This is a genomic window from Pseudomonas fluorescens, from assembly GCF_902497895.1.
GTDB classification, from domain to species: domain Bacteria; phylum Pseudomonadota; class Gammaproteobacteria; order Pseudomonadales; family Pseudomonadaceae; genus Aquipseudomonas; species Aquipseudomonas fluorescens_BP.
On sequence record NZ_CABVHQ010000030.1, the window covers coordinates 1 to 15,892 of the forward strand.

Genomic DNA, 15,892 nt, shown 5'->3' on the forward strand with positions numbered 1-15,892 from the left:
CCGTAGCAGCTGTCGAGTGGAACGAGGCAGCGTCCGAGGACGGAGTCCTCGTAAAACCTGTGCTCGCGGTTTATCTGAAACACCGAGGTGCAGGGTCTTTCGGCTGCTTCGCAGCCGGACGCTGCCTCGTTCTACTCGACAGCTGCTACGCCCTGCCAAGCATCAAAAAATGTGTAGATACCTATGCCCAAGGTTTTAGAGCATCACCTGCAGCAACCATCTCCAACCCGGCAAAAACACGATGCACTGATCTGCACATCGGCCCGGGCCACGGCCAGGTCGAGGCGGCTTTGTACGACCGCCGCTTCGGCGTGCTTGCCCAGCCGGTGCAGACACTCCACATACCCGTGCAGACTCCACACATTGTCCGGATGCCGGGACGCTCGACTGAGTGTATTGTCGAGCCCCAGATCGGCCCGATAAACCGCTGCGGCTTCTTCTATCCGGCCTTGCTCCAGGAGCAGCGCACCCAGCGCATGGCGGACCGGTTGCATCCATCCCCAGGGCTCGTCATAGGGCAGGTTGTCGTCCAGTTCCAGCGCATGGCGCAGATGGCCGAAGGCGCTGTCGTGGTTGCCCTTGCGGTACTCGATTTCGCCTTGCAGCATGGCCGCGGCAATTGCCAGGATATCCGTGCAGGTGTTGTTGAAGATATACCGTGTCTCAGGTACTCGGGCCATTGCCTCAAGGAGGCGCTGTTGCTCGGCTTCTGCGGCGGCTATCTGCGCCTGAGCCGCGTGCGCCACGCCTTTGGCGTAATGCAGCATCGCCGTGGTCACGCAGTACAGCTGCGGGTCGTCGGGCAGGGGCTCGGCAAGAATCTCCTGCCACCGGCCAAATCGTACCAGAACGTGCATCTTCATCGGCACGAAGCCTTCCACCCAGTCGGCCATCGGCGGCTGAGTCACCCGCAGCAGTTCTTCGGGAATAGTCTCGATCAGTTCATTGGCGGCTTCCAGGGCAGGGTGGTACTGGCCGAGAAACATCGCCGAATAGAGCTTGAAGTGATAACTATGGCTGCGGTAGAGGGTGTAGAAATTGATCGGGCCTTCGCGTTCGAGGTATTTGCGGTCAGCGAGGATCGCCTGGCTATTGGTCACCAGCCCGGCATGGTAGTCGCCGCAGAGCACATCGATATGCGACGGCATATGGCGCAAGTGTCCGGCGTCTGGCACCAGGTCGCGCAAGGCATCGCAGGCGCGCAATGCGCGTTCCGGCCAGGGTGACATCTCCATGGTATGGATATACATGTGCAGCAGGCCGGGGTGCGGTGCATCCCCGCGCTGGTCGATCAGCCGCAGCGCCTGTTCCAGCACGGCCACCGCTTCAAGAGTGTCCGCGCCCTGGGCTGGAGCGCCACTCTTGAGCTCCCATAACAGCCAGGGCGTGCGGTTGATCAGCGCTTCGGCAAACAGCGAGCTGACATCAAGATCGTCGGCAAAGGCGGCATAGACACTGCGCATGGAAGCCGAGTAGGCATCGTTCCAGGTGCAAAGCTCGTCAATGCTCGCCGCCTGATCTGCCTGGTAACGTTGTTCCTGCGCCCGGATCAGCGCCTGCTCCACCGGCGTTGTTCCATCCATGCGCGCCAGCGCAGCTTGGGTCGCCCGGCGTGCCTTGGCCACGGCTTCTCTCAACTCCTGCTCGGCAAATGCATCCCAGCGCTTGTTGTAGTTAGAGCCCGAGGCATGAGCGATGCCCCAATAGGCCATCGCGCAATCATTGTCATGGTCGATGGCCTTGCGAAAACAACGTATGGACTCTTCGTGGTTATAGCCATAGCTCCAGAGTAAACCGCGATCGAACCAGACCTGAGCCTGCGGCGAGCTTGTGGTCACTGGACGGCTATAGGTGCCCAGATCGTAGTAATCACCCATAGGTTTATCCTCTCTCCAGGAGCATGGAAAGACGCCTTTTCGGGACTGGCAGGGTGCAGCGATTTAATTTTAGAGGACGCCTCGACAGGCGCAGATGTCATTCGTTGCAAAGTTTTTCAGAAACCGTAAATGTCAGCAGGACTGTTCGCAAGCTGCCAGATCGCTCCACATGCGCTCCCAATAGGCTTGCGATTTATCGAACCTGAATTTCATTTCCTTTTCGAGGATTTGCTGTCTTTCCAGCGATGCTTCCCCCAGGGATTCCAGATACCTGATCTGCGCTTCGATGGCGCTCTGCTGCAAGCGAGTACTATTTACGCACGCCATGATCCAGGAGGTGCCCGTAAACTGGGCGAACCTTTTATGAATCTCGAGCAGTGCCATGGTCGCTCTCCGACAAATAATCAGAGCGTAGATCAAGGCTGAGCATCTGGATGGTCAAGGCCTATGGCGGACTGCCCGACTCAGAGGCCCGGTACTGAATTTTCTCCATTATCACTCAGACGAAATCAACGGATGACGGGCGTCAACGGAACTCTGTCAAGGACGGCGGGGCGTCGTACTCGGTCATGATCGATCGCAGATGCTCGATGGCTTCATGGTATTTACGATCGGCGTGCTGTCTGCGCTCCTGGTACTGCATGAAGACTTCCGCATCCATGTAGGGCCGATCGAGAAGGTCGAGGGCGGCGCAGCTCAATTTATGTGCTTCGCTGAAAAGCTGTTTGTTACGTTCAAGTGCCAGGTTCAGACATGCCGTGGCTTGACCGGTGATCCTCGTTCCATTCATTGCTGCACCCTTTTATTGACCTGTTCTTGTTTTTTTGCGCCGGATCCTGCTCGAGGCTGTGTTTGTCGAACAGCCTGGGCGGACGGCGTTGGACTACACCACAACCGATTTCAAGAGCGTGCCCTGCAGCGAAGCCCCTGCACCGGCTTTGCCAGCTGAGTACGTTTACCGGTTGATCTTGTCTTTGGTGTCGAACCACGTGCGGCGGGCTTCGATGTACTTATTGTCCGCACGCCTTTTGAGTTCCGAGAACTCATTAACGGTCTGAGTCGAAACAGGGTGGTTACTCAAGTGCGCATAGGCTGCTTCGCTGAGCCGATCGGCTTCAAAGAACAGCTGACTGCTGAGGTTGAGGGATTGCGGCCATGCAGGGTGGGGCAGTTGCTGGTTTTTTTTTATGGTCATAGCGACATTCCTTTCTGGCAGAACTCGAAGGTGAAAATGCTCTCCTGGCATTCTTCAAGTCATGACGCCGAACGAAAGCTCCAGTTCGGTGTGTGGTTATCTATCCTGATAACAACGGCCTATGGCGTCGAATGAGTTTGTACCAAGTTGAGCCATTTTGCCGCCGTCGGCGATGAGTGGTTTCTGGTACTTTAGTCCATGGTTGGCGAGCTGGAGCGCATCGGCATTATTGATAGTGACGAGTCACTTACTCCTGAGTAGCCGGCGGCAAGAACGTGAGATCGAACTGCCTGGCTATCTCCAGTATTCGAGGTAGGTCTTCAGGCACTTTGAGCCGATCCACGGCCGCAAAAAACTTGCCTCCTCTGGGATCGGAGACCACTCCGAGCATTTTTGCGGTGGCGCTGATGTTCTTGTAGGCATGTACGGCGCCACCCGGGATATGCACGTAACCACCGGTTGCCACGGTGGTGGATTTGCCTTCCACGGTGACCTCGACCTGCCCATCGATCACGTAGAACGCCTCGTCCCAAGGGTGAAAGTGCGGGGGTGGCCCGCCGCCTTGCACTCCCTCCTGGATATGCACTTCGAAGGGTTTGGTGAGATCCCCGCCGGCGAGAATCGTGATCGCCTCGCCCACTACATTGACAGGCTCGGGTGTGTTATCCGCTTCGATAATATGGACCGTTCGCATGATTGCTCTCCGGAGGATGACTGCGCACCAAACAGTATATTCACTCGTAGAACTGCTGCCGTGGATCTGCCCTGAATCCACTGAAATCGCGCTGCTTGATGACCGTCGGTAACCCCGCAGGGGTACCTGCCCACGCTTCGCTACTCTTAAATAAACGGACCGTCGGGATTAGTCAGGCGGCAAGAGAAGCGGCAAGCTCTGGCTCCAGGCCGGCAAGTCGAAAGAGGATTGAATGATGAAGATGCTACTGATGGTCGAGTTTCCTCATGAGCCCTTCAACTCCTACGTCAGAGACGGCAAGGTCGGCGAGATCATCAGGCGTATCCTGGAAAGCATCAAACCGGATGCTGCGTATTTTACCGAGCAGGATGGAATGCGCAGCGGGATCTTCCTGATCAATGTACAAGACTCATCCGAGATCCCTGCTTTTGCCGAACCGTTTTTTCTAAACTTCGAGGCCAACTGCAAGTTCCGTCTGGCGATGAGCCCGGAGGATCTGCAGAAGGCCGGTCTCGATGTGCTCGGGAAAAAATGGGGCTGAGGAGGGGGGTAGGAGCTGCCGAAGGTTCGGGCCGCGTTCGGACGATCTTTTGATCTTCTGGCCGGCAAAAAGAATCGCCCCCCACTGAGCTCAGCTCCCGGTCGAAAGCAGCCGCCGCGACGCGGTCCCTGTCGCCGTGGCTGTCAGCATTACTCCGACACAGGCGCGATCCGGCAGCTTTTGCGGTTACGGATCTCATGGTCTGAAGGCCGCTCTTTGACGAACTCGAACCGCGGTTCTCCCTCGTTGTATGTCAGCAGCCAGCCCCACTCCAATTCAGACTCATCCTGACCCGGTTTCGGTGGCGCAGCCCACCATGGCTCTTTGTTAACGATCTGGCGCATACCCCCCCCTCCCGTTAATTCGAATCCTTTCAACTATAACGTGCATGCCTGGAGGCACCAGGAATTTGATTCTTTTTGCCGGCCGGAAGATCAAAGGATCGCAGCCTGCGGCAGCTCCTACGCCGACCGAGCAAATCCGCCGCAGCACCCAACCCGCGACGCCACGGGTGTCCACAATCCCCCGTAGGAACTGCCGCAGGCTGCGATCTTTTGATCTTCGGCACCTCGGACAGTATCACGCGCAACCCATAGCGCTTTGCGCGCCCCCCCACGCTGACCTAAGCTTCAGGGCACTACCACGGTTGCATCTTGAGCTTGAAGTGACGCGGACCAAACGCGCAATCAATGCTGCCGGGACATGAAAAGGAGATGCGCATGCTCATCCGCTCACTGATCCTCGTCACCCTGTTCGCCGCTGCCGGGCCGTTACTGGCTGCCGACAGCGATGGTCCACTGGCTCGGGACCGCGGGAAGTTTCGTCCGCTGGTCATCATCGCTCCCAGTACCGTGGACCCGACGCTGGTCAGTCTGAAAAAATCCCTCGATGAGCCCGCCAACCGCAAGGCCTTTACCGAACGCAATATGGTGCTCTACACCGTGATCAATACCATCGGCCAGCGTGATGGCAAGGATATGGAACCGCAGACCACCATGGCCCTGATCCGTGAGCTCAAACTGGGCGCCAGCAGTGACAGAACCAAGATTATCCTGGTGGGCAAGGACGGCGAGAAGAAGATCGAACGCCCCGACCTCGTCGATGCCAAGGAGCTTTTCAGCGCTATCGACCAGATGCCCCCGTCGGAAAAAGAGTACGTGGTGGCTCCTCCACCAGAGCCCGAGGTCAAGCCGGGGGCTGCCGGCAAGGCCGCCAAACCCAAGCCGATGAAACCCCCTAAACCGCTGGATGATTGACGGGGTGAGCCGCAATACCAGTCAGTTAAGCGGAATTTTTGCGAGGAACGCTTCAGATTGTTCGCCAGGCTCAGGAACCACCCCTCACCCTAACCCTCTCCCCACGGGGGAGAGGGAACTGATCCGAGTATCTACCGAGTTGCTGCGACCTGTTAAACCGAGTCGATTATGGGTTCAACGAATAACGTTCAGGTCGCAGATCCTTCGGTAATCAGCAAGTGCCTAGCTTTATCAGGGATTTCGTAAGGCGCCAAGCAGGCTCTCGCGCGCTATCGCCGACGATGACGGGTAGAATCGCCCAGTGAAAGGCAGGTTCTTGAGGTTGCAGTGGTGGATTTACAGCAGGGTTTCGTCCTGACCCGACACTGGCGCGATACGCCGCAGGGCACGCTGGTCGAGTTCTGGCTGGCGACCGATGAGGGCCCGCGGTTTATCCGCCTGCCTTATCAGCCCTCGGTGGCCTTTATTGCCGCCGAGCAGCGCGAGCAGGCCGAGTTGCAGTTGCGCGGCGAGCGCGAGGTCGAACTCCGTCCGTTGGAACTGCGCGACTTTCACCATCGCCCGGTGCTGGGTCTGTACTGCCGGCAACACCGTCAGCTGATGCACCTCGACAAGCAACTGCGCGATGCCGGTGTGCATGTCTACGAAGCCGATATCCGCCCACCGGAACGCTACATGATGGAGCGTTTCATTACTGCGCCGGTGGCCTTCAGTGGCACGCCGGACAGCAGCGGCACGCTGCTGGAAGCGCAGATGAAACCGGCGCCGGATTATCGGCCCCGACTGAAGCTGGTCTCCCTTGACATCGAAACCACTGCCCAGGGCGAGCTGTATTCCATCGCGCTCGAGGGCTGCGGTGAGCGTCAGGTGTACATGCTCGGCTCGCCAAACGGCGACGGCACCGGGATCGATTTTCAGCTTGAATACTGTGATTCCCGCACGCTGCTGCTGAAGAAGTTGAACGAGTGGTTCGCCCGGCATGATCCCGACGCGATCATTGGCTGGAATCTGGTGCAGTTCGACCTGCGGGTGTTGCACGAGCATGCCCGACGCCTGGCGGTGCCCTTGCGGCTGGGGCGCGGCGGCGAGGAGATGCAGTGGCGCGAGCACGGTTCGCGCAACAATCACTTCTTCGCCGCCGCAGCGGGGCGGTTGATTATCGACGGCATCGAAGCGCTGCGCTCGGCGACCTGGAGCTTTGCTTCGTTCAGCCTCGAGCATGTCTCGCAGACGCTGCTCGGCGAAGGTAAATCCATCGACAATCCGTACCAGCGCATGGACGAAATCAACCGCATGTTCGCCGAGGATAAGCCGGCGCTGGCCCGCTACAATCTCAAGGACTGTGAGCTGGTGACGCGGATCTTCGCCAAGACGCAGTTGCTGACGTTCCTGCTGGAACGCGCCACCGTCACTGGTCAGCCCGCCGACCGCAGCGGCGGCTCGGTCGCGGCCTTCACCCACCTCTACATACCGCTGATGCATCGCCAGGGTTTTGTCGCGCCGAACCTCGGCGAACGCATGCCCGAGGCCAGTCCTGGCGGCTTTGTCATGGACTCGCGGCCGGGTTTGTACGAGTCGGTGCTGGTGCTCGACTACAAGAGTCTGTATCCGTCGATCATTCGCACCTTCCTGATCGATCCGGTGGGGCTGGTGGAGGGCCTGCGCCATCCCGATGAGAGCGAATCGGTGGCGGGCTTTCGCGGAGCGCGTTTTTCGCGGACCCGGCACTGCCTGCCGGCGATCGTTGCCCGGGTTTCCGAAGGCCGGGAAGTGGCCAAGCGCGAACATAACGGACCGCTGTCACAGGCACTGAAAATCATCATGAACGCTTTCTACGGAGTCCTGGGTTCTAGTGGCTGTCGCTTCTTCGACCCGCGCCTGGCGTCGTCGATCACTCTGCGCGGCCACGAAATCATGCGCAGGACCCGCGAGCTGATCGAGGCCCAGGGGCATGCGGTGATCTACGGCGACACCGATTCGACCTTCGTCTGGCTGGGGCGCGCCCATTCGGAGGAGGAAGCCGCGCGTATCGGCCAGGCGTTGGTGCAGCACGTCAACCAGTGGTGGAAGGAGTATTTGCACAAGGAATTCGGTCTGCAAAGCGTGCTTGAGTTGCAGTTCGAAACCCACTTCCGGCGCTTTCTGATGCCGACCATTCGCGGTGCCGAGGAGGGCAGCAAGAAGCGTTACGCCGGGCTGGTCACGCGCGCCGACGGTAGCCATGAAATGGTCTACAAGGGCCTGGAAACGGTCCGCAGCGATTGGTCGCCGCTGGCCCGACAGTTCCAGCAGGAGCTTTACCTGCGCATCTTCAATCGGCAACCGTACCAGGAGTATGTGCGCGACTATGTGCGGCGCACCCTGGCCGGCGAACTCGATGAGTTGCTGATCTATCGCAAACGCCTGCGCCGCCCGCTGGGGGACTACCAGCGCAATGTCCCGCCGCATGCGCGCGCGGCGCGCATCGCCGACGAATACAACGACCAGCAGGGGCGACCACGGCAGTACCAGAACGGTGGCTGGATCAGCTATGTCATCACCCTCGCAGGTCCCGAACCGCTGGAAACACTGCGCGCGCCGATCGACTACGACCACTACGTCACGCGCCAGTTGCAGCCGGTGGCCGATGCCATCCTGCCGTTCGTCAACGACGATTTCAGCACATTGATCGGCGGGCAGCTCGGGTTGTTCTGACTGCATCGCCGGGCTGGTGGCCTGGTTGGTCAGGCCTTACCGGTTCCTCGCTGCCTCAGGATTGCGACAGCTCGACAGGCAGGCCGGATCGGTAACCTCGGTATCAATGGACACTCCCAAATCCGGGTGATAAGAACGGATAAGCACCCGGGGTTTTTCGTCAGTGGCAATCGGCAGTCGAGAGTTGTGGAAATCATGCCCGTCCGAGATCGGCACAAATCGCTGGGGCGACGTCGATAGATAAGTCCGTGGTGGCGCAGAACGATAGGCCAGCGGCTCGGGATCGAAGAAACCCTGGTCTTGCCCGTCATAGAGGGCCAGGTTGCCAAAGCCCCGGTTGGCCGGCCCATTGTCGATTGATTGAGCCTGGACATTGCTCGCAACACTGGCGCAACAGACGAGCAGCAGCAGGTTGAGGTTTCGCATGCTGGCACCTGCGAAATGAGCCCCCGTGTCAACCCCAAGACGTTTGACTATAGCACCGCCGGCTGGGGGTCAGCGACCCAGGGGCACCTGCGAAAGGATCCCTGCCTTTGATGCCACGGCAAGAACGGTTGCTGCCGGGCCTTCCGCCTCCAGCCAGTGCAGACACCACTCACTCATCTTCATGAGTACCGGTTCCATCATGGTCCAGTCGTTTCTGGAAAAAATAACGCTGGTGGCCAGGTGGGTAGTCGTCTAACCGGCCGAACTGGGTAAACCCCAGTTTCTGATAGAAAACCGGTGCCTGGAAGTCAAAGGTATCCAGGTAGATCCCTACGCATTCTTTCTTCCGCGCCAGGTCTTCGGCCATCGCCATCAGACGTGAGCCTATGCCTTGCCCGCGCACTTGCTCGGACACCCCGAGCAACTCGATGAACAACCAGTTACCGGAAATTTTGCCGTAGAGCCCGCCGTGGATTTGCTCGCTTTGGTCGTCACGGACCAGCAAGGCGAATTTTTCCAGCCCTGCATCGCCCACCTGGGCGATGTTGTGCGCCATCAAAGGTTCGAGGATGGCCTCGCGCTCGTCTTCACTGGGGTTGTCGACTTTGTCGATTATCAGGGTCATCCGTATACCTTCCGTGCCAGTCCATTGGGATATGTTTGAAACGTCGAGCATGCGATATCCGGGGCTGTCGGTGCAACTCGGGTGGATCAGGGACGATGCCAGTCAGTGAAATGCTGGGCGCCTGCCAAAAGATCGCAGCCTGCGGCAGCTCCTACAGGTCTTGCGTTCACCGGATATTTGCGGGTGTATGGAGTCGGCGTAGGAGCTGCCGCGGGCTGCGATCCTGGCGATTTCCCATGCACCGAAGGTCTCTGGTCAGGTTTTCTTCGTATCAAATCCGCTGCCCGACTTGGCAGCGCGTTTGGTCGTAGTCGTAGCCTTGCGCTTGGTCGGTTTGCGCTTCTTCTTCCAGGGCGCCGCGCCGCTACCGGCCGGGCTCGCCGGGCCGCTGATGGTCAGGCGCAGGCCGAGACAACGGCTCACGTGTTTGCTCATCCAGGCGGCCTGCCGGGTGACGAACTCCTCGAGGCTCATCTCGCCGCTTTGCACCATGTCCAGCGCCTGCTCCCAAATCGCCGTGGTGCCGGGATCGGCGATGGCCCGGGGAACCGCGTCGATCAGGCTGAAGGCGGCCGGAGTGGCCGCCAGGGCCTTGCCGTTCTTGACCAGATAACCTCGATCGAGCAAACCCTGGATGATCCCGGCACGAGTCGCCTCGGTGCCGATCCCGGTGGTGTCCTTGAGTTTCTGTTTGAGCAGGGGATCGACTACCAGCTTGGCGACGTTCTTCATCGCCTTGATCAGATCGCCTTCAGTAAAGGGTTTCGGTGGCTGGGTCCAGAGGTCCTTCAAGATGACCTCGGCCACCGCGCAATCGCGGCCCTCGGCCAGCACCGGCAGGGTTTGCGGAGCAGGCGCTTCGCGACCCTTGGCCGGCGCCAGGGCCTCGGGCAGCGCACGTTTCCAGCCCGGCTCGACGATCAGTTTGCCCACCGCACGCAAGGCTTGCCCGGCGCAATCGAAGTCGGCCTGGGTCCGATCGTACTCGTGGTTAGGCAGGAACTGCGCCAGGTAACGCGCTCGAATCAGGGTGTAGACCGCGCGTTGTTTGCCCACCAGGCGCTCGAGGTCTTTGCTGGCGCCCGTAGGGATAATGCCGTGGTGGGCACTGACCTTTGCGTCGTTCCACGCTCGCGAGCGGCGCTGTGGTTCGAGGTATTTGAGCAGCTCGGCCAGCGCCGGATCGGCGCGCCCCAATGCCGCCAGAATCTTCGGCGCCTCGCTGTGTTGGCTCAGCGGCAGGTAGCCGCAATCGCTGCGTGGGTAGGTGATGACTTTATGGGTTTCATACAATGCCTGGGCGATGTCCAGGGTTTCCTGTGCCCCGAGTCCGAGCTTCTTCGAGCAGACTTCCTGCAGCGTACCCAGATCGAAGGGCAGGGGCGCGGCCTCGCGCACTCGTTCGGTTCGCAGCCTGACCACCCGGGCGTGGCTGGCGTTGCGCATAGCCGTCGCGGCTTCTTGCGCCAGCGCCGGGTTCAGGCAGCGGTCCTGTTCGTCGCAGGCGTCTGGCGCCGCGCGCCAATGGGCGGTGAAGGTCGTGTGGTCCTGCACCAGCTGTACGTCGATGGCCCAATACGCCACCGGCACGAAATCGGCAATGCTGCGGTCACGATCGACCACCAGGCGCAGGGTTGGCGTTTGTACGCGGCCCACGGGCAGCACGCCCTGATAACCGGATTGGCGTCCGAGCAAGGTGAACAGCCGGCTCATGTTCATCCCGATCAACCAGTCGGCGCGCGAGCGTCCCAGGGCCGAATGGTACAGGCTGAAGGTCTCGGCGCCGGGCTTGAGCAGGGTCAATGCCTTGCGGATCGACGCGTCGTCCAGGGCCGACAACCACAGCCGTTGAATCGGCCCGCGATAACGACAGTGTTCCACCAGTTCGCGGGCAATCATCTCACCCTCACGGTCGGCATCGGTGGCGATGATCAGTTCGTCGGCTTCGCCGAGCAGGCGTTTGACCGCCTTGAACTGGCTGGCAGTCCTGGGTTTGACCAGCATCTTCCACTTCTCGGGGACGATTGGCAGATCGGCCAGCACCCAGCGCTTGTAGCGAGCGTCATAAGCATCCGGTGGCGCGGTTTCCAGCAGGTGGCCGATGCACCAGGTCACGGTGATATCCGGCCCCACCCAGCAGCCGTCGCCACGGCGGCTGGCACCGAGTACCGCCGCGATATCTTTGGCCTGGGAAGGTTTTTCACACAGGAACAGCCGCATAACCACCATCATCTCTTACGGGTCTGGAAGTTGCACAGGATGCGCAGTGTCACGCATTTGGGCAACCTTTATCTGTATGGATATACAGATAAAATGTGTAGGGGATTGCGTGGTGCTGCAATTCGCTGGTTTGAATACCTGAGAATACAAATGACCGGGGCGCCGACACACTGCAGATACATAAGTGCGATTTCATGGACCGGTCCCCACATCACAGAGAGATCCGCCATGTACCGCAAACTGCAACATGCCGCCAAGTTCCTCAGCCAGAGCGCGCGCTTGATGGTGGGCGTCCCGGATTACGACAACTACGTCGCGCAGATGGCGCTCAATCACCCAGACCAGCCGGTGATGAGCTATTCGGCGTTTTTCCGCGAACGTCAGGAAGCGCGCTACGGCAATCGCACATGTACGACGCGGTGCTGCTGAAGGCTTCTCGGTCACGGTCTATAAACTGGGGAAAATCTGTAGGAGCTGCCGCAGGCTGCGATCTTTTGATCTTGATTTTGTGGGAGCGAGCTTGCTCGCGATGACTGCAGCACATTCAAAATTGATGTCGACTGTTCCACCGCTATCGCGAGCAAGCCCGCTCCCACATTGGGTCCCTGCCGCTGCTGGAATCAGCCAACCTCAATCAGGCTGGCGCTTGAGCACAAGCTCTGCGCACAAGCCGCCGCCTTTGCGGTTGCTCAAGGTCAACGAGCCGCCGATGGCCAGGGCCAGTTGCTGGGCGATGGCCAGGCCCAGGCCGGTACCGCCGGTATTGCGGTTGCGTGAGTTTTCCACGCGATAAAAGGGCTTCAAAACCTGCCCAAGCTCTTCCTCGGCGATCCCCGGCCCGCGGTCCAGTACCCGTATCGCGAGGCTTGAATCGGCTTTGCTCTGAACCTCGATATGCGCCGCTCCGGCGAATTTCAGGGCGTTGTCCACCAGGTTGACCAGCACTCGGCGCAACGCATGGGGGCGGGTTTCGATGACCCCGGCATTCTTCTCGCCGAGCTCCACCTCTTTGCCCATGTCCTGGTAGTCGTAGACCAGGCTGTCGAGGAAAGCATCCAGGTCGATCCGGCAGCTGGCCTCGGTGGCGCCATGGACGCTGCGCGCATAGGCGACGCCTTCGCGGACCAGATGCTCGATCTCGCCGAGGTCCTGCCAGAGTTTGTCTTTCTCGCTGGAGTCGTCCATGAACTCGGCTCGCAGCTTCATCCGGGTAATGGGTGTCTGCAGGTCATGGGAAATCGCCGCCAGCAGTTGCATCCGTTCCTTGAGATAGGCGCCGATGCGGTCCTGCATGGCATTGAAAGCCGCTGCGGCATGGGCGACTTCGGTCGGGCCGTTCTCATCCAGATGGACGCTGTGGGCATTCGGGTCGAGGGTTTCCACCGCCTGGGCCAGACGCGTCAACGGTCGAATGGCGACCCTGACGGCCAGCCAGGTGCACAGGAGCAGCAGCGCCAGCTGCACCAGCAACACCAGTGGCAGCCACGAGGACAGGGGCATGACCGAAGGTCTGACATCGATGGTGAGCGGGGTGCTGTCGCTGAGTTTCAGGTGAGCCTGGAAATGCTGCAGCGGCCCCGGGATTCGGGTAAAGCTCAGTGGGTACCGTTTGCCCACGGCATCTTCGATCGACTGCACGGCTTCATCGGCATCCTTTGGGTCGACAGGCGTACCGGGTTCGCCTTCACCCAGCAGGTAACGATAAGTCCGGCGCTCGAATCGCGGCACCCAGTCGGCACGCTCCGCAGCCGGTAAACGGTCGAGGACTGCAACGGCGATCGACACATCGTTCTCCAGGTTGCCCATCAACATCGCTTCTGCGCTTTGATAACGTTCGTAGAATTGCACGCCGAAGGAGAGGCCGTGGGCGACGATCAGACCGACCAGGAAAATCAGCGACAGCTGAGAGGCCAGCGTGCGCGGCCCGCGCAGCGCGAAACTCATGGCTCGGCACCGAGGATTTCCACCGGGAAGGAGAACACATAACCTTCACTGCGCACCGTCTTGATGTAGGTCGAATCGCGGGAGTCGTCCATCAGCCGTTGGCGCAGACGGCTCACCAGCAGGTCGATGGAGCGATCGAACAGATCGGCGTCGCGGCCCTGGGTCAGGTTGAGCAACTGATCACGGCTGAGCACTCGCTGCGGATGGTCGAGGAACACCCGCAGCAGACGGTATTCGGCGCCACTCAGGGCCACCAGGGTGCCGTCTTCGTCCAGCAGGTGCCGGGCGGTGGTGTCCAGGCGCCAGCGACCGAAGCCCAGCAGCCGACCGCTCTCGGTGATCACCAGGTTGGGCGGCAGCATCCGCGTGCGCCGCAGCACGGCGTTAATCCTGGCCAACAGCTCACGGGCGGAAAACGGCTTGGTCAGGTAGTCGTCGGCGCCCATTTCGAGACCGATGATGCGGTCGGTTTCGTCGTTGCGCGCGGTCAGCATGAGGATTGGCGTGGTCTTGTGTTTGCCGGAACGCAACTCGCGACACAACACCAGGCCGTCATCGCCCGGCATCATGATGTCCAGAACGATCAGGTCGACCGTGTTCGATTCGAGGAAGGAACGCATCTGCCGCCCATCGGCGACCACCGTGGTGCGCAGGCCGTTCTTCTTCAGGTAATTGCCCACCAACTCACGGATCTCGCGATCATCGTCGACGATCAGAATGTGATTCACGTGTTCCATCGCACAACCCTCTGATAGTCGGACATTGCGCATTCTAGTGGGGCGCGACGCCCGTACCGCGGTCCTTTGTATCGCCCTGTATCCGGATCGCCCTGGATACACAGGGATACAAGGTCGCCGTTTTTTCGGCTGGATGTATCTCACTGTATCCAGTTGCCATTTTGATACTTACCGACTTGATGGACGGTTGTATACGACACATTCGAGACACCTCAAGGGCATTCAATAGGCTCCCTCGAGATTGCGCAGCAGCACTGCCTGTCTCTCGATCAACGTTAGCAGGTGATCCCATGTTACTTATTGCATTCCTGGGCGGGATATTGACTGTCCTCAGCCCCTGCATTCTCCCGGTGGTGCCGTTCCTGTTCGCCCGGGCGGACCGTTCACGTTCCTCGGTCTTTCTCACCTTGAGTGGCATGGTGTTGACCTTCGCGCTGGTCTCGAGCCTGGCGGTGGTGAGCAGCGAATGGGTGATCCAGGCCAATAACACCGGGCGCCATCTGGCCCTGATGGTCATGGTGCTGTTCGCCTTGTCGCTGATTTCCGCCCGGGTCGGTGGCTGGCTGGCACGGCCCTTCGTCCTGCTTGGCAACCGCATCGATCCTGCCAGCCGCAAGATGTCCGGGCCATTGGCATCGGTGCTGGTGGGCGTTGCCACGGGGTTGCTCTGGGCGCCGTGCGCCGGGCCGATCCTCGGGGTGATCCTCAGCGGCGCGATGCTGCAGGGCGCAAACGCAGGAACCAGCCTGTTGCTGTTGGCCTATGGCCTGGGCAGTGCATTGTCCCTGGGGACGCTGATCTTCGCCGGCCGCGGGCTGGTCAGCCGCTTGAAACCTTCGATACCGGTCACTGGCTGGTTGCGCCGTGGGGCGGGTTTCGCGGTATTGCTGGCAGCGGTGGTGATTTCCACCGGAGCCGATAACAAACTGCTCGCCGGCGCCTCTTCTCAGGGATCCACCGCTGTGGAGAAAAGCCTTCTGGAAAAGATCCCCAAGGTGGTCGACTACTTTGTCAGCAAAGTCAGCGCGGCGTCATCGATGGAACTGGGAGTGAAGGGCACCCTGCCGCCGCTGGCGGGGGCGGTCGAGTGGCTCAACTCTGCACCGCTGAGCAGTGAGTCATTGCGCGGCAAAGTAGTGCTGGTGGACTTCTGGACCTACGACTGCATCAACTGCCAGCACACCCTGCCTTATGTGAACGATTGGGCAAAGAAGTACGAGAAGGACGGGCTGGTGGTCATCGGTGTTCATACACCCGAGTACCCTTACGAGAAGATCATCAGCAACGTCCGTAAGCAGGTCAAACAGCTCGGCATCGGCTACCCGGTGGCTATCGACAATAACTATGCAATCTGGCGCGCATTCGACAACCAGTACTGGCCTGCCCACTACTTCATTGATGCCAAGGGCCAGGTTCGCTACAGCCACTTTGGCGAAGGCAGCTACGCCGAGCAGGAGAAGGTTATTCAACAACTGCTGCAGGAGGCCAAGGCGGGCTGATTCTTGTGGATATACACCAATCCACTGCAGGAGCGAGCTTTCGCGATGATGGCGGCCTGACAGCCGCCTGTATCTCGCGGATGTACCCAATCCCACTGTAGGAGCTGCCGAAGGCTGCGATCTTTTGATCTTGGCCTTTGCCGGTGTACATATCCATTCCTGCGGTAACGGCATAGTAATGTCT

At 59.9% G+C, this 15,892-nt stretch carries 16 protein-coding genes; 5 read left to right on the forward strand and 11 right to left on the reverse strand.

The features are described 5' to 3' along the window. Positions 1–203: 203 nt before the first annotated feature. From F8N21_RS16290 to F8N21_RS16310, 5 genes are all read right to left on the reverse strand, one after another. The gene (locus F8N21_RS16290) at positions 204–1,877 is read right to left on the reverse strand and encodes a tetratricopeptide repeat protein (protein ID WP_150643087.1); all 1,674 of its coding nucleotides are present in this window, start codon (positions 1,875–1,877) and stop codon (positions 204–206) included. 132 nt (positions 1,878–2,009) lie between these two features. Then, positions 2,010–2,261: a hypothetical protein gene (locus F8N21_RS16295; RefSeq protein ID WP_150643088.1), complete on the reverse strand. Its 252-nt coding sequence runs from the start codon at positions 2,259–2,261 to the stop codon at positions 2,010–2,012. A gap of 142 nt (positions 2,262–2,403) precedes the next feature. After that, positions 2,404–2,667, reverse strand: a complete 264-nt coding sequence (locus F8N21_RS16300; RefSeq protein WP_150643089.1) for a hypothetical protein — start codon at positions 2,665–2,667, stop codon at positions 2,404–2,406. Positions 2,668–2,832: 165 nt separating this feature from the next. Next, positions 2,833–3,072, reverse strand: a complete 240-nt coding sequence (locus tag F8N21_RS16305) for a hypothetical protein (RefSeq protein WP_150643090.1) — start codon at positions 3,070–3,072, stop codon at positions 2,833–2,835. A 247-nt stretch (positions 3,073–3,319) separates the two neighbouring features. Continuing rightward, positions 3,320–3,766 carry a cupin domain-containing protein gene (locus F8N21_RS16310; protein ID WP_150643091.1) on the reverse strand — a complete coding sequence of 149 codons (447 nt, stop codon included), beginning with the start codon at positions 3,764–3,766 and terminating at the stop codon, positions 3,320–3,322. Between the two features lie 235 nt (positions 3,767–4,001). Between F8N21_RS16310 and F8N21_RS16315 the strand changes: the two genes are divergently transcribed. Then, entirely contained in the window at positions 4,002–4,307 is a 306-nt protein-coding gene (locus F8N21_RS16315) for a panthothenate synthetase (protein WP_150643154.1), read from the forward strand. Between the two features lie 149 nt (positions 4,308–4,456). Here F8N21_RS16315 and F8N21_RS16320 read toward each other — a convergent pair whose 3' ends face one another. Beyond that, positions 4,457–4,651, reverse strand: a complete 195-nt coding sequence (locus F8N21_RS16320; RefSeq protein WP_150643092.1) for a hypothetical protein — start codon at positions 4,649–4,651, stop codon at positions 4,457–4,459. Positions 4,652–5,026: 375 nt separating this feature from the next. Between F8N21_RS16320 and F8N21_RS16325 the strand changes: the two genes are divergently transcribed. Further along, the gene (locus tag F8N21_RS16325; protein WP_150643093.1) at positions 5,027–5,563 is read left to right on the forward strand and encodes a DUF4174 domain-containing protein; all 537 of its coding nucleotides are present in this window, start codon (positions 5,027–5,029) and stop codon (positions 5,561–5,563) included. Positions 5,564–5,893: 330 nt separating this feature from the next. Continuing rightward, entirely contained in the window at positions 5,894–8,257 is a 2,364-nt protein-coding gene (locus F8N21_RS16330; RefSeq protein ID WP_150643094.1) for a DNA polymerase II, read from the forward strand. 36 nt (positions 8,258–8,293) lie between these two features. Here F8N21_RS16330 and F8N21_RS16335 read toward each other — a convergent pair whose 3' ends face one another. From F8N21_RS16335 to F8N21_RS16345, 3 genes are all read right to left on the reverse strand, one after another. After that, on the reverse strand, positions 8,294–8,683 hold the full coding sequence (locus F8N21_RS16335; RefSeq protein ID WP_150643095.1) for a hypothetical protein: 390 nt from the start codon (positions 8,681–8,683) through the stop codon (positions 8,294–8,296). A gap of 169 nt (positions 8,684–8,852) precedes the next feature. Then, positions 8,853–9,308, reverse strand: a complete 456-nt coding sequence (locus F8N21_RS16340) for a GNAT family N-acetyltransferase (protein ID WP_150643096.1) — start codon at positions 9,306–9,308, stop codon at positions 8,853–8,855. A 255-nt stretch (positions 9,309–9,563) separates the two neighbouring features. Then, positions 9,564–11,528: a DNA topoisomerase III gene (locus F8N21_RS16345; RefSeq protein ID WP_150643155.1), complete on the reverse strand. Its 1,965-nt coding sequence runs from the start codon at positions 11,526–11,528 to the stop codon at positions 9,564–9,566. 228 nt (positions 11,529–11,756) lie between these two features. Here F8N21_RS16345 and F8N21_RS16350 point away from each other — a divergent pair, with 228 nt between their 5' ends. Further along, complete coding sequence (locus tag F8N21_RS16350) at positions 11,757–11,957, forward strand: YbdD/YjiX family protein (RefSeq protein ID WP_150643097.1); 201 nt, start codon at positions 11,757–11,759, stop codon at positions 11,955–11,957. Between the two features lie 201 nt (positions 11,958–12,158). On the opposite strand, the gene F8N21_RS16355 is transcribed toward F8N21_RS16350, so the two are convergent. Both F8N21_RS16355 and F8N21_RS16360 read right to left on the reverse strand, forming a co-directional pair. Then, positions 12,159–13,472 (reverse strand): sensor histidine kinase, encoded by a 1,314-nt coding sequence (locus F8N21_RS16355; RefSeq protein WP_150643098.1) that lies wholly within the window; start codon positions 13,470–13,472, stop codon positions 12,159–12,161. Continuing rightward, positions 13,469–14,209: a response regulator gene (locus tag F8N21_RS16360; RefSeq protein WP_150643099.1), complete on the reverse strand. Its 741-nt coding sequence runs from the start codon at positions 14,207–14,209 to the stop codon at positions 13,469–13,471. The genes F8N21_RS16355 and F8N21_RS16360 overlap by 4 nt, the downstream gene beginning before the upstream one ends. Before the next feature lie 290 nt (positions 14,210–14,499). Here F8N21_RS16360 and F8N21_RS16365 point away from each other — a divergent pair, with 290 nt between their 5' ends. Then, the gene (locus tag F8N21_RS16365; protein ID WP_150643100.1) at positions 14,500–15,708 is read left to right on the forward strand and encodes a cytochrome c biogenesis protein DipZ; all 1,209 of its coding nucleotides are present in this window, start codon (positions 14,500–14,502) and stop codon (positions 15,706–15,708) included. Positions 15,709–15,892 lie beyond the last annotated feature (184 nt).